General features: G+C 62.3%; 19 protein-coding genes and 2 tRNA genes. 14 read left to right on the top strand and 7 right to left on the bottom strand.

Annotated elements, in window-relative coordinates:
• Window positions 1-45: 45 nt before the first annotated feature.
• Window positions 46-1,035, bottom strand: a complete 990-nt coding sequence (locus X773_RS57350; protein ID WP_023677419.1) for an ABC transporter permease — start codon at window positions 1,033-1,035, stop codon at window positions 46-48.
• Complete coding sequence (locus X773_RS57345) at window positions 1,032-3,590, bottom strand: ATP-binding cassette domain-containing protein (RefSeq protein WP_245274726.1); 2,559 nt, start codon at window positions 3,588-3,590, stop codon at window positions 1,032-1,034. Before X773_RS57345 ends, X773_RS57350 begins: the two co-directional genes overlap by 4 nt.
• Before the next feature lie 196 nt (window positions 3,591-3,786).
• Between X773_RS57345 and X773_RS57340 the strand changes: the two genes are divergently transcribed.
• Both X773_RS57340 and X773_RS57335 read left to right on the top strand, forming a co-directional pair.
• Window positions 3,787-5,070, top strand: coding sequence for an ROK family transcriptional regulator (locus X773_RS57340; RefSeq protein WP_023677417.1), 1,284 nt, complete (start codon window positions 3,787-3,789; stop codon window positions 5,068-5,070).
• A 192-nt stretch (window positions 5,071-5,262) separates the two neighbouring features.
• On the top strand, window positions 5,263-5,463 hold the full coding sequence (locus X773_RS57335) for a CsbD family protein (RefSeq protein ID WP_023677416.1): 201 nt from the start codon (window positions 5,263-5,265) through the stop codon (window positions 5,461-5,463).
• Between the two features lie 353 nt (window positions 5,464-5,816).
• Here the strand turns inward: X773_RS57335 and X773_RS76415 are convergent, their stop codons facing one another.
• The gene (locus X773_RS76415; RefSeq protein ID WP_156937358.1) at window positions 5,817-6,416 is read right to left on the bottom strand and encodes a hypothetical protein; all 600 of its coding nucleotides are present in this window, start codon (window positions 6,414-6,416) and stop codon (window positions 5,817-5,819) included.
• A gap of 364 nt (window positions 6,417-6,780) precedes the next feature.
• Between X773_RS76415 and X773_RS0138075 the strand changes: the two genes are divergently transcribed.
• Window positions 6,781-7,038 (top strand): hypothetical protein, encoded by a 258-nt coding sequence (locus tag X773_RS0138075; protein ID WP_031211977.1) that lies wholly within the window; start codon window positions 6,781-6,783, stop codon window positions 7,036-7,038.
• 84 nt (window positions 7,039-7,122) lie between these two features.
• Window positions 7,123-7,716 (top strand): SOS response-associated peptidase family protein, encoded by a 594-nt coding sequence (locus X773_RS57325; protein ID WP_023677412.1) that lies wholly within the window; start codon window positions 7,123-7,125, stop codon window positions 7,714-7,716.
• Between the two features lie 97 nt (window positions 7,717-7,813).
• Here the strand turns inward: X773_RS57325 and X773_RS57320 are convergent, their stop codons facing one another.
• The gene (locus tag X773_RS57320) at window positions 7,814-8,365 is read right to left on the bottom strand and encodes a group 1 truncated hemoglobin (RefSeq protein ID WP_031211976.1); all 552 of its coding nucleotides are present in this window, start codon (window positions 8,363-8,365) and stop codon (window positions 7,814-7,816) included.
• 1,214 nt (window positions 8,366-9,579) lie between these two features.
• A tRNA-Thr gene (locus X773_RS57310) sits at window positions 9,580-9,654 on the bottom strand.
• Between the two features lie 159 nt (window positions 9,655-9,813).
• On the opposite strand from X773_RS57310, the gene X773_RS57305 reads away from it, so the two are divergent.
• The 10 genes from X773_RS57305 (at window position 9,814) to X773_RS57260 (ending at window position 16,125) form a co-directional block, all read left to right on the top strand.
• Window positions 9,814-10,026: a hypothetical protein gene (locus tag X773_RS57305; protein WP_023677409.1), complete on the top strand. Its 213-nt coding sequence runs from the start codon at window positions 9,814-9,816 to the stop codon at window positions 10,024-10,026.
• A gap of 157 nt (window positions 10,027-10,183) precedes the next feature.
• Window positions 10,184-11,476: a UDP-N-acetylglucosamine 1-carboxyvinyltransferase gene (murA, locus tag X773_RS57300; RefSeq protein WP_023677408.1), complete on the top strand. Its 1,293-nt coding sequence runs from the start codon at window positions 10,184-10,186 to the stop codon at window positions 11,474-11,476.
• Between the two features lie 301 nt (window positions 11,477-11,777).
• Window positions 11,778-12,212 carry a DUF2948 family protein gene (locus tag X773_RS57295; RefSeq protein WP_023677407.1) on the top strand — a complete coding sequence of 145 codons (435 nt, stop codon included), beginning with the start codon at window positions 11,778-11,780 and terminating at the stop codon, window positions 12,210-12,212.
• Window positions 12,213-12,216: 4 nt separating this feature from the next.
• Window positions 12,217-13,509, top strand: a complete 1,293-nt coding sequence (hisD, locus tag X773_RS57290) for a histidinol dehydrogenase (protein WP_023677406.1) — start codon at window positions 12,217-12,219, stop codon at window positions 13,507-13,509.
• Window positions 13,510-13,511: 2 nt separating this feature from the next.
• Window positions 13,512-13,997 carry a UPF0262 family protein gene (locus X773_RS57285; RefSeq protein ID WP_023677405.1) on the top strand — a complete coding sequence of 162 codons (486 nt, stop codon included), beginning with the start codon at window positions 13,512-13,514 and terminating at the stop codon, window positions 13,995-13,997.
• Window position 13,998: 1 nt separating this feature from the next.
• The gene (locus X773_RS57280; protein ID WP_280952102.1) at window positions 13,999-14,466 is read left to right on the top strand and encodes a low molecular weight phosphatase family protein; all 468 of its coding nucleotides are present in this window, start codon (window positions 13,999-14,001) and stop codon (window positions 14,464-14,466) included.
• A gap of 89 nt (window positions 14,467-14,555) precedes the next feature.
• Window positions 14,556-14,774 carry a translation initiation factor IF-1 gene (gene infA, locus X773_RS57275; protein WP_006200926.1) on the top strand — a complete coding sequence of 73 codons (219 nt, stop codon included), beginning with the start codon at window positions 14,556-14,558 and terminating at the stop codon, window positions 14,772-14,774.
• Window positions 14,775-14,799: 25 nt separating this feature from the next.
• On the top strand, window positions 14,800-15,429 hold the full coding sequence (locus tag X773_RS57270) for a Maf-like protein (RefSeq protein ID WP_023677403.1): 630 nt from the start codon (window positions 14,800-14,802) through the stop codon (window positions 15,427-15,429).
• Window positions 15,426-15,617 (top strand): DNA gyrase inhibitor YacG, encoded by a 192-nt coding sequence (gene yacG / locus X773_RS57265; RefSeq protein ID WP_023677402.1) that lies wholly within the window; start codon window positions 15,426-15,428, stop codon window positions 15,615-15,617. The genes X773_RS57270 and yacG overlap by 4 nt, the downstream gene beginning before the upstream one ends.
• Window positions 15,618-16,049: 432 nt before the next feature.
• Window positions 16,050-16,125 (top strand) — tRNA-Phe (locus X773_RS57260).
• Between the two features lie 644 nt (window positions 16,126-16,769).
• Here the strand turns inward: X773_RS57260 and X773_RS57255 are convergent.
• The gene (locus X773_RS57255) at window positions 16,770-17,384 is read right to left on the bottom strand and encodes a class I SAM-dependent methyltransferase (RefSeq protein ID WP_245274725.1); all 615 of its coding nucleotides are present in this window, start codon (window positions 17,382-17,384) and stop codon (window positions 16,770-16,772) included.
• A gap of 217 nt (window positions 17,385-17,601) precedes the next feature.
• The gene (locus X773_RS57250; RefSeq protein WP_051406149.1) at window positions 17,602-18,357 is read right to left on the bottom strand and encodes an AAA family ATPase; all 756 of its coding nucleotides are present in this window, start codon (window positions 18,355-18,357) and stop codon (window positions 17,602-17,604) included.
• Between the last annotated feature and the right edge of the window lie 473 nt (window positions 18,358-18,830).

Below are 18,830 nucleotides of genomic sequence, written 5' to 3'. Positions count from 1 at the left end.
GTGACTCCTCCGTCAAAATTCGGGCTTGAAGGAAGGGGCCCGAGATCACCCCTTTGTCTCGCGCATTGCGCGGGATCTGCTGAGCATCTCCTGTGTGGAGCGCCAGTAATTGCCGACCAGCAGCGAGCCGATCAGAAGCAGGCCGATGATCATGCCCTGCGCGTCGCCACCGATCTGGTTCAGCGCCAGCACGTTGCGGATGATGGCGATCAGGACCAGTGCCAGCATGACGCCGGTCAGGCGGCCCTTGCCGCCAAAGACGCTGACGCCGCCGAGCAGCACGATGGTGATGACGTCGAGCTCCATGCCGAGCGCATTGTTGGCGCGGGCGTTGGAAAGGCGCGCGGTATAAACGATGCCGGCTATCGCCGCGACGACGCCCGAGACGACGAACAGGTTCAGCACCATCCGGCGCGTGTTTATGCCGGAATAGCGCGCCACTTCGGGGCTGCCGCCGAGCGCGTAGATGCGCTTGCCGGTCGGCGTCTTCTGCAGCACGACCGCAAACACCGGCGCCAGCACCAGGAAGGGCACGATGGTCCACGGTATCTCGGTGCCAGGCAGGTTGTTGATGCCGAAATCGACGAGCGCGGGCGGCAGGATGTTGACCGAGCCGGTGCCGAGCAGGATGTAGCCAATGCCTCGGTAGAGCGCCATGGTGCCGAGCGTCACAACCAACGACTGCAGTCCAAGGCCCGAGACCAGATAGCCGTTGAAGGCGCCGAGCAGGCCGCCGATGACGAGCGTCAGCGGGATTGCGGCAAGCGTCGGCACACCGGCCTGGACCAGCAAGCCAAAGACGACGGACGTCAGCGCCAGCACCGAGGCGATCGACAGGTCGATCTCGCGGGTGATGATGAGCAGCGTCATCGGCAGGATCAGCAATGCCTTTTCCGAGGCGCTGGCGGCCAGTTGCGAGAGATTGAAGCCGGAAACGAAATTCGGCACGAAGATCGCGGCATAGAGGAAGATGGCCACGCAAGAGGTCGCCAGCAGCAGATCCCAGAAGTCGATCGAACGGAGGAACTTTTTCACCGCGCCCTCGCCTGTCTTGCCTGCTCGGCCCGCCGCACGATGAAGGTGTCGATGCCGATGGCGACCAGGATCACGAGGCCGTAGACGCCCTGCAGCCACAGCGGGTCGACGCGCACCAGCGTCAGCCCGTTCTTGATGACGAGCAGCGTGAGCGCGCCGAGGATGATACCGAGCAGCGTGCCCGAACCACCGCGGATGGCGACGCCGCCGACCACCGCCGACGCGATCACGGTGAGTTCGAAACCGAGCGCGACGCGTGCATCGATGGTCGCATAGCGCGATGCCCACAGCGCGCCGCACAGGCCGCCGAGCAGGCCGGCCATGCCAAAGGCCAACAGAATGCGGCGGTCGACGGGGATGCCGATAAGACGCGCGCCGTCGGGATTGGAGCCGGCGGCGAACAGTTCGCGCCCGATGGCCGTGCGATAGAGCAGCACATAACCCAGGCACAGGATGACGATCGCGATGACGACGATCAGCGGCACGCCGGCGATCTTCAGGCCGGTCATGTCGAGCCAGGCTTGCGTGACTTCGTCGGCGCTGATCTGGTCACCGGCTGCCCAGATCGAGTTGAAGCCGCGGAAGATCGACATCGAGGCCAGCGTGACGACGATCGCCGGGATCTTTCCCCTGGTGACGACGAGGCCGTTGATCAGGCCGGCGACGCCACCGACGGCGCATGCGGTTATCAGGCCAATGCCGATGTCGAGCCCTGGATAGGCCTGGACCATGCTGGCCGCCATGTAAGCCGACAGGCCGATCACCGCAGCGATCGAAAGGTCGATGTTGCGGGTGATCAGCACCAGCATCTGCGCGAGTGCTGCAACGACGAGCAAGGCGGCATCCATCGACACGGCGGTCAGGTTTGCAGCGCTCACCATGCGCGGGTTGATGACGGTGACCGGGATGGCGACCGCCAGCATCGCGGCGAGCAGACCGAACTCCCGCCGCTTCAGTATGTCGAGCGGTCCTCTTCTCTTCTCCTCGCCGGTGGCCTGTGCCGCCGCATCGGCGCTTTCGCCGGCCTTGGTCGCTGCTTCCAGCACCTTTTCCTGAGTGGCTTCGCCCCTGGCAAATTCGGCCGTCCGATGGCCTTCGCGCAGGACGATGATGCGGTCGCACATGCCGATGAGCTCGGGCATTTCGGAGGAGATCAGGATGATTGCCATGCCCTGGGCGGCAAGGTCGGCGATCATCGCATGCACTTCCGCCTTGGTGCCGACGTCGATGCCTTGCGTCGGCTCGTCGAGGATGAGGAGGCGCGGTTCGCTGCGCAGCCATTTGGCCAACACTACCTTCTGCTGGTTGCCGCCGGACAGTTCCTTTACCGGCTGCGCATAGCCGGAAAAGCGAAGCTTCATGCGCTTCAGCCAGTCCGAAACCAGATTGATCGCGCGGTTCGTGCCGTAGAAGCCGGAGCGGGCTGCCTTGTCGAGGACTGGCAGCACCGCGTTGTCGAGGATGGAAAAATCCATCACCAGGCTCTGGCCCATGCGGTCTTCAGAGACATAGGCGATACGCGCATCCATGGCGTCGCGTGCCGACGCGAAGCGCACAGCTTCGCCGTCGATCAGGATTTCACCGGCATCGGGCTGGTCGATTCCGAACAGCACGCGGGCGATCTCGGTCCGCCCGCTGCCGACCAGGCCGCCGAGCCCGAGCACCTCGCCGGCATGGAGCTTGAGGTCGATATTGGAAAAGCCACCGGCGTGCGAAAGCCCCCTCGCCTCCAGCACCAGTGCGCCGGTGGCGTGGCTTCGTTGCGGATAGAGGTCGGTGACCTCGCGGCCGACCATCATGCCGATGGCAGCGGCGCGGCCAAGCTCGGCCTTCGGCTTGACGCCAATGAGGCGCCCGTCGCGCAGCACCGCGATGCGGTCGGCGATGCGGAAGATCTCGTCCATGCGGTGGCCGACGAACATCATCGCCACGCCGTGCAGCCGCAGGTCGGCGACGACGGTGAACAGCCGCTCGACCTCGCGCTGCGACAGGGCGGCCGTCGGCTCGTCCATGATCAGCACCCGCGCGTCGAGCGACAGGGCGCGAGCGATCTCGACCAGTTGCTGTTCGGAGGTGCGCAACGTTCCGAGCCGGGTTTCGGCCGGCATGTCGAGGCCGACTGTCGCCAACACCCTGCGCGCGCCGGCAAGCATGGCGGCGTTGTCGATGCCGCCGAAGCGGTCGCGCGGCATATGGCCGAGATAGATGTTCTCCGCCACCGAAAGATCAGGGAAAAGACCGGGGTGCTGGTGCATGACCGAGATGCCGGCAGCCTGGGCGTCGTGCGGCGAATGGAAGACCACAGGCTTGCCATCGACTTCGACATGGCCGCCGGTCGGGAGATACACGCCGGCCAGCAGCTTTACGCAGGTGCTCTTGCCGGCGCCGTTTTCGCCAAGCAGAGCCAGCACCTCGCCTGAGCGCAATTCGAAGGACGCGTCCTTGAGGGCAATCGTGCCGCCGAAGGCTTTTGTCGCCTGAACCAGGGCAACGGGGACAGCCGCGTCGCTCTTCACCATGGCGTCGGCTTCGCCTAATGCGACCAAGTGCAGCACCTTTCCTCCCTGGTCCTGTTTTTTCAATTTGCTATATTAAATGGCCGAATGCCGCAACTGGAAAATTGACTTCCATGGCCGCGAAGGGCACTGTCGCGTCGCGCACGGGTGCGATTGGAGTGCTCGACCCCGCGGCAGCCTCAAAGCTGCAAGCGGCTGGAGTGGCTCTGCGGGAATGAATGGGGAGGCGCCGGTTTTGTCCGGAAAAGGCAGCAATTCGGTCAAGGTTCGGCATTATAACGAGCGCTTCGTGCTTGATGCCATTCGCCGCCTGAAGGAGGCATCCAAGTCCGATCTGGCGCGCGCCGCAAATCTGACGCCGGCCGCGGTCGCCACCATTGTCGACGGGCTGGAATCGTCCGGATTCGTAAAGCAAGTGGGGAAAAGGTTCGGGCAACGCGGATCGCCATCCACTCTCTACCGACTTGCACCTGAGCGTATCTACAGCGTCGGCATCAAGATCGGCCGGCGCGCGCTGGAAGCCGTGCTCGTCGACTTTGCCGGCGAGGTCCGCTCGCGCGAGTCGCACGAATATCGCTTTCCGGATCCCGACATGGTGCTCAAGGCCGGCAACATGTCGCTGGCCAATTTCGACAAGCTGGTCGAGGGGCTTGGCGATGCCAGCATCGTCGGCGTCGGCATCGCCTCGCCATATTTCCTCGGCGGCTGGAGCGAAGAGCTCGGCTTTCCCGACGATCTCGGCAGCCGCTGGGAAGCAATCGATCTGACGACGTTCTTCGCCACAAAGCCGAAGACCCCGGTCTTCGTGGAAAACGACGCATCATCGGCCGCACTCGCCGAACTCATCCAGGGGACCGGCGCACGGTTCCGCGACTTCATGCATATCTCGATCGACACCTTTGTCGGCGGCGGACTGGTGCAAGGCGGCAAGGTCCATACCGGGCCGCACGGCAACAGCGCCGCGCTCGGTCCTTTGCCGGTCTCGCCTTCAAGCCTCGATTCGGTGGCGGCCAAGCCGGCGCGCTACCAGAGCCTGCTGCATCGCGCTTCGATCTATGTGCTGGTCAATCATCTCAAATCGCGCGGCATCGAGATCAACCGTGTGCGCGAACTCGATCCCTTGCCGCCGGGGGCGCGCGAGCCGCTGTCCGAATGGATCGACGATTGCGCCAATGCGCTGGTCGAGGCGATCATCGCCATCACCTCCGTCATCGACATCGAGGCGATCGTTCTCGACAGCATCCTGCCGCGGCCGATTCATCTCGAGCTGTTGGCAAAGGTGCAGACCCAGTTCAACAGGATCAGCGCCATCGGCATCGTGGCGCCGGAAATCGTGTCGGGACAATTCGGCCCCGAGGCTTCGCCGATCGGCGCGGCGATGCTGCCGTTCTCGGCACTGTTGGCGCCCGACAGCGGCGTGCTCATGATCGGCAAGGACAGAACAATGCTGCCGGGCAGCCTTTCGAGGCTTGCCAGCCAAGGCCAACCAGCAAGAAGCTCAGCGCCTTCAACGGCATAAGATAGTGCCGCGAAAGAGCATCAAGCTCCGGGCATCATCAACATCAGCTCGCAGTCCGGCACGGGCACGACGGGCTTTTTGCGTCGGCACCGGAACTTTTAGCGGCTGCTAATCTTCATTCGTCACCAACATTGAAATGCCGATCGGTCCGCGCTCCGCTTCAGTGCGGGCCCAGGAAGCAAGGAGGAACATATGAACTGGGATCAAATCAAGGGAAAATGGACGCAGTTCAAAGGCAAGGCGAAAGAGCAGTGGGGTGACCTCACCGACGATGATCTTGATCGCATCGAGGGCAACCGAGACCAGCTTTTGGGACGTATCCAGGAGCGATATGGCATCGCCAAGGAAGAGGCAGAGCGCCAGGTAGATGACTGGTCCCGAAGCATCAGCTGAGCCTTGGGCGCAACGCCGTTTGCTGCCCCACCACCGGGGTGAAACTCTGCGTCGCCCGCCGTGCCGACTGGTGCGGTGGGCTCTTTCGACAGCGAGGCGAGCGAGGAACCTTTAGCCGCATCTAATGTTCTACTTGCGTGGCGGGCTTCGCCTCGGCGTGCACCCCACCCGGAGGCGAAGGAGTGCAATCATGAACAACATTATCTGGCTGGTCGGCGCGATCGTGATCGTAATCGCCATTTTGAGCTTTTTGGGTCTGCGATAGGCCTTAGCCCTCTCCTCGACCTCTTCGATTCAGCAACGGCTCCCTCTCGGCGTGGCCTCACTGCCCGTTGCATTCAAGCAGGTCAGACTTAGGTCCCAAGCAAGATACTCCAGGATTGGACCGAAGCCCCGGCTGGGAACGTAGCCGGCTGGCTCACGTTGTGGTGAGCTTTGGCGCGACGAAGATGCGTCCGGGCGGAAGAGTTCAAGCCAGGGAGGAGAGGCCCGACGCTCCGAACGGGCGGCGGGCCTGGGCGTAAATGCAAACGATCAGCAGGCTGTTCAATTCCCATGCCCAGGCAGCACGTGCCGTTGCCAGGCTTCAGGCTGCCGGGATTCGTCGCCGGCAAATCAGCGTGGTCGGATCTTACAATGACAATGATGAACCGATCAGCGTTGCTGGATATTACGACGATGAGATGAGCGCTCTCTGGCGGGGTGCGGTTGCTGGTGCCGCACTTGGCGCCACGGCTGGTCTGTTGGCCGGTTTCAGCGCTTTTGGAGTTCAAGGCGTTGATCCTGCGGGGATGACCGGCATGGCCCTGGTCGGTGCGGCGTGGGGCGGCTTTGCCGGCGTGCTTCTCGGAACTTTCGCCAATTTCGCCCAGAAGCCGCGCAAGCCGAAGATCGCAGAAGGTGTCGTACTGGTGATGGCTCGCGTCGATGAAAGGCAGGCCGGCGCCGCGCATACGGTGCTCCGGAGTTTCGCGGAGATGCCTTCCGGGCCGATGAAGAGGAGCGCTTTGCCAAATTCAAGCCGGCTCCGCGTCCGATCTGGTGCCCGATGAAGTTTGTTTCGCGAAACGGGAATTCAAACCGGAGGCGCCCGACGAAAGCTTGGCAAACCAACACTTTGGAAGCATGCGGGCTACTTGCCGTCGTGTTGTCCTTTATTCTTACCGTTCTGTTGGTTGGTCTCATCCTTGGCTGAACCCATGCCCTTGCCACCGGCGACACTATGCCCGGCAATTGGCGAAGGTTGTGGCCAGTTCGAAGGATTAAACCATTCGTGCTAAGCGTTAATAGCTTGTAGCCATAGGAGAGGACGCCAACGTGGACAAACGGGCTGAAGGAGACGCGGAGAAATTGGCTCGAGGCGAGTTCGAGCTCAGAGCCGAACGATATGGTGTGAACGCCTTTCTTCTCGTTGTCGAACTCGTAAATCTGCTGGAAAAGCGTGGAACGATCAGCAGCGACGACGTCGCGAAAATAGCCGAAGCCGCCGCACTTGCCGTTGCCGCATCCAGCGAACCCGACGTGAACAGCATCAATCTGTTGCAGGCCATCGCTGCCGCACGCCGGCCCAAATAGGCTTATATCAAATCCGCCAGCAATCGGCGCCAACCGATAAACGCTATGTTGAACTGGCCTCAGTCGAGCGTACGGAGCCTTTCCATGTGCAATGACTACGAGCAGCACATCGCCTGGGCCGAATACTGCCGGATGATGGAATCGCTGGCGCTCAAAATCCCCAGCCATCAAACCGAATTGGATCTGCCGCAGGCGGATGACATCCACATCAACGACCCCGCGCCTGTAATGCGCGCCGCTGGCGACGCAATCGAACTGGCGTCGATGACGTTCGGCTTTCCCCCGGCCGGGCCAAAAGGCGGACCTGTATTCAACTTTCGCTCGGAGGGCCGGCAGTTCAGCAACAGCAAGCGCTGTCTCGTTCCGGCGTCGGCATTCTTCGAATTCACGGGAACGAAATATCCAAAAACCAAGCACAGGTTCACGCTGAATGGCCATTCGTTCATGGCGATTGCCGGGCTGTGGCGCGAGGGTGTCGGAAACAAGCCGCCGACGTTCACGATGCTGACGAGCGAGCCAGGGCCGGACGTGGCGCCATATCACAACCGGCAAGTGGTTGTGCTGCGGCCATCGGACTGGGCGGCATGGATCCATCTGACGAAGTCCGAGGCTGAACTCATGCTGCCACTGCCGGAAGGGTCGCTCAGTGTGGAAACAGCTCGGGCAGGTTCGGAGTAGGAACCATCGGATAATTGCGCGCTGAGCTGCGGCCGCGCCGCATAGTCACGGCGATGCGCGCCATGCTCAGAACGAATGCCCGCGCGATATAAGCGCTTCAGCCCCGCTTGACGTAGCCGGCGGTGACCTCGTCTTTGTGGGCGGCGAAAGCTTCCAGGACTTCGGTTTTCTCAGGCTTCGGAATTTTGAAATGATCCAAGGTCCGCCCGAGTTCGGCTGCGACCTCATCGAATTCGGCGGGGGAAATCTGCAGGTCGCGATGCGCCTCCTCGAGACCGAGCGGCGTCGTGCCGGGCTTGGTGGCGACGAACTTGAAGGGCCCGCCAGAAACGTCGCAGACCCACAGCGTGCGCATGAACTTGAGGCCGGGCAACCTTTCCAGGTTCTTGGTGTGCCATTTGCGCAGCTGCGGATTCTTGGATTTCTTGCCGACGATCGGGTTCTTCACGACGGCGTCGCTGAAGTGATCGATCACCGCTGCGATGGCAAACACGCCGCCCAGCCGCTCATACAGACTTTTCTCAGCTGTGGTTTTCTTGGCCTGGGCGAGCGCGTTGTCGGCAGGCAATACCGCCGTCGATGCCGCGGTCAGCGCCAGCGCGGCGACAACACTTCGTCTTGTCAAAGAGGTCGAAACAGCCGTTTTCATTCCTGGTTCCCTTCGCGGTTAGGCCAGAGCGAGCCGCAGCCTGTCTGGCGGGCTTCATGAGATGACATTCGGACACTTTGCCGTATTTTAGCACCGTCTAACGAACTAACGAGCCGTTCGCCCGAATTAGTCCGATTGGGCGCATTGTCATGGTCAACATGCGTCAAAAGGGGCGAAGGCCGCGCGGATGAGGAAGGCTTAGCAGGCGTCGCTGCACGCGGCAGAGGTCGCGAAGCCACTTCGGCCGCATCTGTGCCCCTGACCTTGGGCATTTTCCTTCTGTGTCGTGTTGTCGGCGGCAATCAGCCCCGGTAGGGGGCGTACAATCGCTTCCCGCGGCTTTGCCGGCTGCTTGCGGCCAATAGCTTGTGCTTTTCGAAGATCGCGAGCTTCTGCGGATAGGTCATCCGCACCTTGGCGTTGCACCCGTCGCATCTGAAGTGCGCGATTGTTCTTAGTGCGGAGCCCTTTCTTACCGCCGGGTGTGAGCAATCCGGACATTCGAATGTGAGCGCGACATCAGATAAGTCTTCGGCCAAACCCATTTCTATCCCCTTCGCAAGCTCGGTGGCTACACTCTGGCGATCATCAATGGGCAATTCAGATGCCAATCCGATTGTGCCAATGCGGGACCAGACCAATTCGCCCCGGAACGCTGGCAAGCTAGTGCGCCTTCTCTGCACCTTTTGAGCGACGAAGAGACCTAACTTCCTCCAGCAGTTCGCGCTCATTGGTAGTCACGTTTCGGAAGATTGCGACAATCATCACCGCCAAGGCTTCGGCATCCAGGCTTAGAGGGTCAATGTGCTCATCTGCGCAAACCTGATCAAACACGCGTTCACAAATAGCCAAATCGTGAGGGCTGAGGCGAGTGCGATTGAAACGCCGGCGCGACATTTGCGAGCCTTCGAGGCCGCTGCCCGTGCAAAAGAAGCGGGTCTTCGCAAGAAACGCGAGTCATTGAGCGATTGTTCCCGGCTGCAAGCTTTGTTAAGCCGCCTGCAGCAGGGCAGACTAGAACGCTTTCCCCGCGCGCATCATGGCGCGTGCGAGCGCCGGGAGGTGCGCGTGCAAGACCACTGTTTCGACGAGCTTGTGCGCGTGGCACTCGGCAGATCGCGGGGCGTCATATTTTTCGGCAACCTCGCCAACCGCGCACAATCATCATCGAGCAGGTCAAAGAGGCCTTGGAAGATGCGCCAGCGAAAACAATCTGGTGCTGCGAGAGAGGATTGAACTCTCGACCTCTCCCTTACCAAGGGAGTGCTCTACCACTGAGCTACCGCAGCCGCCGATGGCGGGGCTTCTGCCATATCGAACCGGCAAGCGCAAGGCCAAGACAAAGACGGGTTGAAAGGCCGCACCGGCGATTGTTCCGGACATGGCCGTGCCACAATGTTGGCTATCCCTTGATAGCAGCTGGCGGGTCGCCGGCCGGAGACGGGACGATGAACGACAAGACGCTTTCACCAAAAAAGGATGACCCACCGAAAAAGCCCGGAACGGGCCGCAAGGACCGGCTGGCCGAGCAGTTGCGCGCCAACCTGCAGAAGCGCAAGGCGCAATCGCGCTCACGAAGGACCGGCGACGCCGACAAGCGGCGCGCTGGCGAGGCCGACGAGCGGCCGGAGGGGCTGCAGGCGGCGATGAAAAAAGATTAACGCGAATCGGCTATGTTGGTCGCCGGTACTTTGGCCAAGTCGGCGTGGGCCAAAGTGGGGAGTAGCCTGTTTCTTGAACCAAGCCGGCCAATGGTCTAGATGGCCGCAACAGACTCAACCGATTTAAACCGGCCTTGGCGCCGAGGGGACGCTCTTCATGGATCGCATCAGAATTGTCGGCGGCAACAAGCTTGCCGGAAGCATTCCGATCTCGGGCGCGAAAAACGCTGCGCTGCCGCTGATGATCGCCGCGCTTTTGACCGATGACACGCTGACGCTGGAAAACGTGCCGCATCTGGCCGATGTCGAGCAGCTGATCCGCATCCTCGGCAATCACGGCGTCGACTATTCGGTCAATGGCCGCCGCGAAAAGCAGCAGGAAGGCTATTCGCGCACCATCACTTTCTCCGCCCGCAACATCGTCGACACGACGGCGCCTTACGAGCTGGTGTCGAAGATGCGGGCCTCGTTCTGGGTGATCGGCCCGCTGCTGGCCCGCATGGGCGAGGCCAAGGTGTCGCTGCCCGGCGGCTGCGCCATCGGCACACGGCCGGTTGACCTCTTCCTCGAGGGCCTGCAGGCGCTGGGCGCCGATATCGACGTCGACACCGGCTATGTCATTGCCAAAACCAGGAACGGCCGGCTTGTCGGCAACCGTTATGTGTTCCCGAAAGTTTCGGTCGGCGCCACCCATGTGCTGATGATGGCGGCCTCGCTGGCCAAGGGCGAGACGGTGCTCGAAAACGCCGCCCGCGAGCCGGAGATCGTCAACCTCGCCGAATGCCTCAACGCCATGGGCGCGAAGATCTCGGGCGCCGGCACGGCGACCATCACCATCGACGGCGTCGAGGCGCTGTCGGGTGCCCGCGTCAGGGTGATCCCCGACCGCATCGAGACCGGCACCTATGCGATGGCGGTGGCGATGACCGGCGGCGACGTCGTGCTGGAAGGCGCGCGGCCCGACCTGTTGCAGACGGCGCTCGACATCATTTCGCAGACCGGCGCCGAGATCACGCAGACTAATTCCGGCATCCGCGTCAGGCGCAACGGCGCCGGCATTTCGCCGGTCGACGTGACGACGGCGCCCTTCCCGGCTTTCCCGACCGATCTGCAGGCGCAGTTCATGGGCCTGATGACGATGGCCAAGGGCAAGTCGCGCATCACCGAGACGATCTTTGAAAACCGCTTCATGCACGTCCAGGAACTCGCCCGGCTAGGCGCCCACATCACGCTGTCCGGCCAGACGGCGATCGTCGACGGCGTAGCGAAACTGAAGGGCGCGCCAGTCATGGCGACCGATCTTCGGGCCTCGGTGTCGCTGGTCATTGCCGGCCTTGCTGCCGAAGGCGAAACCACGGTCAACCGCGTCTACCATCTCGACCGCGGCTTCGAGCGGCTGGAGGAAAAGCTGTCTGGTTGCGGCGCGGAAATCGAGCGCATTTCGGGGTAACGATAGCAGGCTCAGGTCGCCGCTGCCCCTCGCCTGCCTGCCGGCATCTTCTCGCCGTATAGGGACGGGAAGTAGGACCGCCTCGCGAAGAATTTCGCCAATCTCCGGCGTTGCGGAGAGGGTGCCGAGGTTGCGGCCAGCCCCTACACCCGTCCCCTATACGGGAGAAGGTCCCGGCAGGGGGATGAGGGGCGGCGCCGACCGGAGCGATTGCCTGGCCAAGACCTCCGGCGCGGTTGCACGAGCCGGAAAGACCGCCTAACAGAAGGTCGAATAATCAACTCGCAGGTGCGAATTCCGCATGAATGGCCTCAAGCTTGTCGCGCTCGACGATCAGGATCTGAGCATCATCTCGGCGCATCTCCAGGATGCCGTCATGAAGGTCAGCGATCTCGAATACCTGCCTTCGGTAAAGCGCTTCGTGCTGACCATGAACCGCTTCGTGTGGGAGGCGAAATCCGGCTTCTTGCGCCAGCACAATGAGCGGCGGCAGGCCGTGCTGCATTTCGACCGGGTGCTCGGCGCCAAGACCAGCGGCATTGCCCGCGACAAGCCGGACGAAGTGCTGTCGCTGCTGGCGATCAGCTTTCTCGCGCTCGACAAGCCGGCCGGCATCGTCGAGCTGATCTTTTCGGGCGGCGGCGCGATCATGCTCGATGTCGAATGCATCGAGGCACGGCTTGCCGATGTCGGCGGCGCCTGGGAAGCGACGTCGCGCCCGGTCCACAGGGTTTGAGCCGATGGCCATCACGCTTCGCCAGTCCGACGCCGATTTCGAGCAGCGCTTTGCCGCGTTCCTGCTGACCAAGCGGGAAGTCTCGGCCGATGTCGACGCCGTGGTGCGCGAGATCATCGCCAAGGTGCGTGCCGAGGGCGACGCGGCGCTGGTCGGGTACACGCAGAAATTCGGCGGCGGTGACCTGGCCAGGCTCGGCATCGCCGTCTCCAGGGACGACATTGCCAAGGCTTATGAGGCCGCCGATCCGCAGACGGTCGAGGCGCTGAAATTCGCGCGCGAGCGCATCCGCTCCCACCACCAGCGGCAGCTGCCGCAGGACGACCGCTACACCGATGCCGCCGGCGTCGAGCTCGGCTCGCGCTGGACGGCAATCGAGGCCGTCGGGCTCTACGTGCCGGGCGGCACGGCGAGCTATCCGAGCTCGGTGCTGATGAACGCGGTACCGGCCAAGGTCGCCGGCGTCGAGCGCATCGCCATAGTGGTGCCGGCCTCCGGCGGCGAGGTGCCGCCGCTGGTGCTGGTGGCAGCCGACCTTGCCGGTGTCTCCGAAATCTACCGCGTTGGTGGCGCCCAGGCGATCGCGGCCCTTGCCTATGGTACCGAAACGATAAAGCCCGTCGCCAAGATCGTCGGCCCCGGCAATGCCTATGTCGCGGCGGCCAAGCGCCAGGTGTTCGGCACGGTCGGCATCGACATGATCGCCGGGCCGTCGGAAGTGCTGGTTGTCGCCGACGGCAGCAACGATCCGGACTGGATCGCCGCCGACCTGCTCGCCCAGGCCGAACACGACGTGTCGGCGCAGTCGATCCTGATCACCGACGACACTGCCTTTGGCGCGGCGGTCGAACAGGCGGTCGAACGCCAGTTGCAGAACCTGCCGCGCGGAGAAACGGCGGCGGCGAGCTGGCGCGATTTCGGCGCCGTGATCCTGGTGCCGACGATCGAGGCAGCACTGCCGCTGGTCGACCGCATCGCGGCCGAACATGTCGAGCTTGCCATCGACGACCCAGAGGCCTTCCTGGCGCGGATGCGCAATGCCGGTGCGGTGTTTCTCGGCCGTCATACGCCGGAAGCCATCGGCGACTATGTCGCCGGCTCCAACCACGTGCTGCCGACGGCGCGCTCGGCGCGCTTTTCGTCCGGGCTTTCGGTGCTCGATTTCGTCAAGCGCACCTCGGTCCTGAAGCTCGGGCCGGAGCAATTACGGGCGCTGGCGCCGGCGGCGATCACGCTCGCCAAGGCGGAAGGCCTCGATGCGCATGGGCGCTCCGTCGCCATCCGGCTGAACATGTAGAAATGTCCGACTACGACCAAACCCGCGCCAGGCTGATCGATGTCGAGCTCGACGAGACGATCGGCCGCTCGACGCCCGATGTCGAGCATGAGCGGGCGGTGGCGATCTTCGACCTGATAGAGGAGAACCGCTTCCAGCCGGTCAATGACGACGGCGCCGGCCCGTACCGGCTGAAACTGTCGCTGGCCGAATCCCGGCTGGTGTTTGCGGTGGCGCGCGAGGACGGCGCAGCCGTGGTCACCCACATCCTGTCGCTGACGCCGCTTCGGCGCATCGTCAAGGATTACCACATGATCTGCGAAAGCTATTACGATGCCATCCGCACCGCGACACCCAGCCACATCGAGGCGATCGACATGGGCCGGCGCGGCCTGCACAATGAAGGCTCGCAGACGCTGATGGACCGGCTTGCCGGCAAGATCGAGATTGACTTCGACACGGCGCGCCGGCTGTTCACGCTGGTTTGCGTGCTGCACTGGCGAGGCTGAACTGGCCGCCCCGCTGCCCCGCCCGATCCTGCCCCGCTCGATCCTGTTTGTCTGCGGCATGAACGCCGTGCGCTCGCCGATGGCCGAATTGCTGGCGCGCAAGGTGCTTCCGCCCACCACCTTCGTCGCCTCGGCGGGAGTGCGCGGCGGCGAACGCGATCCGTTCGTTGATGCCGTGCTGGCCGAAGAAGGGCTGTCGCTCGGCGAACGGCACCCGAGAACGATGGACGACCTCGAGGACGATTATTTCGACCTGATCGTGACGCTGGCGCCGGAAGCTCACCACACCGCGCTCGAGCTCACCCGCTCGCTGGCCGTCGAGGTCGAGTATTGGCCGATGCCCGACCCGACCGGCGTCAGCGGCACGCGCGAGCAGATCATGGCCGCCTACCGCGACGTGCGCGAGCGGCTGAAGGCGCGGATCGGCCGCCGTTTTCTCGGCAACGGGGCTAAAAACGCCGCGGATTAAGCATGTTCACAAGCGGACGTTTATCATATAGGTTCCGCGCAACTTTCCGGCCGGGGCGCTGGAAGTACCCATCCAAGCAAAGGTATCGAATGCCGAAGGAAGAAGTCCTCGAGTTTCCGGGTGTCGTGACGGAACTGCTGCCCAACGCGATGTTCAGGGTCAAGCTCGAAAACGAACATGAAATCATCGCCCATACGGCCGGCCGCATGCGCAAGAACCGCATCCGCGTTTTGACCGGCGACAAGGTCCTGGTCGAGATGACGCCCTACGACCTGACCAAGGGCCGCATCACCTACCGCTTCAAGTAAGTTCAAGGACCCGGCCGGGATCGCGATGGGCATTTTGCAGAAGCTCGTGCTTGCCTCGGGTTCGCCGCGCCGGATCGAGCTGCTGCAGCAGGCCGGCATCGAGCCGGACCGTGTGCTGCCGGCCGATGTCGACGAGACGCCGCTGCGCGCCGAGCACCCGCGCTCGCTGGCCAAGCGCCTGGCAACACAGAAGGCCGAGAAGGCGCTGGCTTCGCTGAAGACCGAGACGGACTACCTGCCGAGCTTCGTGCTGGCCGCCGACACGGTGGTTGCCGTCGGGCGGCGCATCCTGCCCAAGGCCGAGACGCTCGACGACGCCGCCAACTGCCTCGGGCTTTTGTCCGGCCGTTCGCACCGGGTCTATTCCGGCATCTGCCTGATCACGCCGGGCGGCAAGCAGCGCTTGCGGCTGGTGGAGACCAGGGTGCGTTTCAAGCGGCTGCCGCGCGAGGAGATCGAGGCCTACATCGCATCCGGAGAATGGCGCGGCAAGGCCGGCGGCTATGGCGTCCAGGGGCTTGCCGGCGCCTTCGTCGTCAAGCTTGTCGGCTCCTACACCAACGTCGTCGGCCTGCCACTCTACGAGACGGTAGCGCTTTTGAGCGGCGAAGGGTTTAAGGTGCACGCCAACTGGCTGTCGGGTGCGCGGATATGAGCCCGGACGACAAGGTCACGCCGTTGCGGCCCAAGCGGCCCTGCCCCGAATGCGGCAAGCCATCGGCGCGCGAAACCTACCCGTTCTGCTCGACGCGCTGCAAGGACATCGACCTCAACCGCTGGCTGAAGGGGGTCTACGTCATCCCGGGCCGCGACGACGAAGACGAGAACGACGACCAGAAATAGCGCCGTCCACCTGCGGTTTTCCACAGGCTTGGGACGGTTTCGCAGCCGCGATCGTGACCGATGATCGGCCTTGCGGACTGCCTGTCGTTTCCCGCCTGAAATCAATGTCCAGAACTTGTTCCATCCGGGCACTGTCGGACGGAACAGGTTCTGGCGTTTTGTTTGAGCATGATCTTTTCCGAAAACCGGATTCCACTTTTCGGGATCATGCTTTTTGTTTGAGCATGATCTTTTCCGAAAACCGGATTCCACTTTTCGGGATCATGCTTTTTGTCTGAGCATGATCTTTTTCCGAAAACCGGATTCCACTTTTCGGGATCATGCTCTAAGCGCTGGACAGGCCGAATTCCCGTGCTATAACCCACGCGCTTTCAAGGGGTGCCGACGGCGCTTTCATGAACCCGGTGTGCAGATTGCCGCCCGCCGGAGCAGGCCCAGATAGCTCAGTTGGTAGAGCAGCGGACTGAAAATCCGCGTGTCGGTGGTTCGAATCCGCCTCTGGGCACCACTACTTCCTCATATAAAATCACTCAATGGCTTGCGGTGTCGCCAACTTGGCGACTTACGGCATTTCATGTCGCGCCGTGTTGCGAACTGTTACCGTTGATTTTCAAGGGTTTCCTGCGACTGTCGGCAACTCCACGCGACATGAACGCGACATGGGCACGCGTAAAGCGCGCCGTAGCCGCTTTCAGACGTTCTCTCATGCGTCTTTATGGTTCGAGATGCGTGGGCACTGTCTGCGAGAGGCTTACAGGCCGGCAGGTGCGGCATCGGGCCAAACCGGAGTTCATACGCAGGCATTACGAGGAATTCGCGTCCCGCAATCGGCAGGGAGATACTTGAACCTCAAGACGTCTGGAAATTACGGCGCGAACCCGCGTTACGTTGCCGGAATCCCCCAACCTACGAAAGTACCTCGCGACGTCGGGATGCTTGCGATCGTCCTGCCTCAAAAGGGCAAGTGCATCGTTGGTCACCGGCGAGCGCCGTCGCCAAACGCACTGATGAGCAGAGGCGAGCAGCGCTTTGTCTGATTGAGCCAAGCGAAGCGCAGCCAAAAACGACACTCGATACTTTCCTGCCAATAGCTTCAACAAAGACCAGCCTCATGGCAAATGCTCGGTTTCAAATTTCATGTGCCCGCCGGCTTTACCGCTTTCTGGCAACCACCAGGAAATTCTGCGCAAGCTCCGCCGGAATCCTGGCACTTGCGCAGATCCTTTCAAACGGCACGATCAATATTTCGCAGAGTCTTGGCAGCAATTTCCCGGGTCGCGGCAAAAAACCGTACCCAACTATCCGCTCGACAATAAAGCCGTTTGCAATGAGCGTCTGCTCGTATCCTTTAATGCTCAAAGTGTGGCGGACTGTCCCTCCTGCATAACGGTTCAGAATGCGGCAGACCAGCCCTATTGGCGAGGTCGCATTCATGTGGATATTCGAGATTAGCAATCCACCTTCGTTCAAATGCGCGCTGATGGCCGACAGTGCATCCTTCCTGAGCTCATCTTCAGCATTGAGGAAGAATCTGAATGCCGTGACCACGTCGAACCTTTCGGCGAGCGGAGAGAGCGTAATATCAGCGCGGACCAATTTCACGTTCTTCGGAACCCGTGCGCTAGCCAGCATAGATTGGGAGATGTCAACGCCGACGACTTCACCAAAAAATTGAGCTGCGATATTTGCTATGCGGCCTGTGCCGCATGCGAAGTCCAGGCATTTCCGGTTCGGCCCGCCGACAGGCAGGAGAGTACGTTCGACCAAGGGCTTTTCGATACCCGACCACAGAGCTGCATAGTAGCCGGACCGGAACGTGTCGGAGTAATGGGCACCGTACCCATCCGTCTGGTGGCTTGCTCGGTAATCCCGACGAGCGGGTGCACGGTTCTCATGGACGCTGCCTAACGGTCGCCGCTGCGCCCGTAGAAATCTGCGAATGCCAACGAACGATCTCACCGTGAGCACCATGCAACTCGCGCCTCTAGTCTGGCCCGACGCATGCCGTCGCGGGCAATCCGTGCCCCACGATGCGCGCGACGACCTGTTCGAAATTGCGTGGGTCGAGGCCGTCGACACGCATCAGCGGCCATTTGTCTTGCAGGCATTGGCCGATCTCCCTCGCGATATCCGCTTGCTTCAGGCCCCTGACCACTCCGACTTCGAGAAGGCGCTCGAGGTACGGCTGCCGCGCATACCGCTCAATGAGGCGGTGGCGCAGCGTTTCCCCGGGCGCGTCGACTTGAATGAGGAGATCCGGTCGCGGCAGGAACGTCATGCAATTACGAACCATGTCGATACTTGGATTTCGTGCCAACAGGACGAGCGCACACAACGCCTGAACGATGCCCTCTTCGAAAATGAAGTACCCTTCTGAGGCCTGCGCCGTATTCCAGGCTTCGAAGAGCAAAACGACGTCGATCTTCAGACGCAACGCCCATATTCGACTTTTTGGAGGGATCGATGCCAAAAGCCGCGCAGCGGCCCCCTCGCTCGGCGGGGTCGAGAACAAGACCGGACTCGCGGTGGCGAGCTTGTGCACCAGACGCTGGATGCCATGGCGTGTCTCCGGGCCTTCATCCTCGACCGAATCGACTTCGCTGCCGAAAGACACAAAATCAATCCGGCGATAGCCATTGACTGTCTTCACACGGATGTCGCGTTTCGCCAGCTCACGGCAAAGGGCGCGGAGAAGGGTCGTCTTGCCTGCACCAGGCGGACCGAACAACTCGATAATCATGTAGGGACCTCCCGAACAGGAAACAGAAAGATCGGATGAAGCGAGCTCGCCCGCTCCGGCCGTGTGGCGAGCGTAAACACTCTGGCATCCGCCTGGCCGAGTTGACCCCGCTCGCTGGCATCCTGCTGACGCCGCAAAAAGATTTGGAGGAGATGCGATGCGGCGGGAACTGCCTTTCCATGGCGTGCAGTCCCGCCTGTCGAGCCGCGACAGCGTTGCCGGTTGACTTGAGAACTTGCAATTGCTTCTCGATCGCCTGCGCTTGCGGCTGGTTGACACGCCTGTCGCTGTCGAACTGGCTCGTCGCCCGTGCCATCTCCTGATCGATCGAGCGCCCCACGGTTGCCCGTTGGTCGACGTCGGTCGTCGTGGCTTCCAGGCGTGCGAGCCTCGACGACGCCGACCCCGCCGCCTGCGCCAACACCTCCGTCGTCGCGCCGCTTGCGCCCATAGGAACATGGACCTCAGAAAGT

Source organism: Mesorhizobium sp. LSJC280B00 (genome assembly GCF_000502835.1).
GTDB lineage: Bacteria > Pseudomonadota > Alphaproteobacteria > Rhizobiales > Rhizobiaceae > Mesorhizobium.
This window is presented reverse-complemented; position numbering and strand designations above follow the sequence as displayed.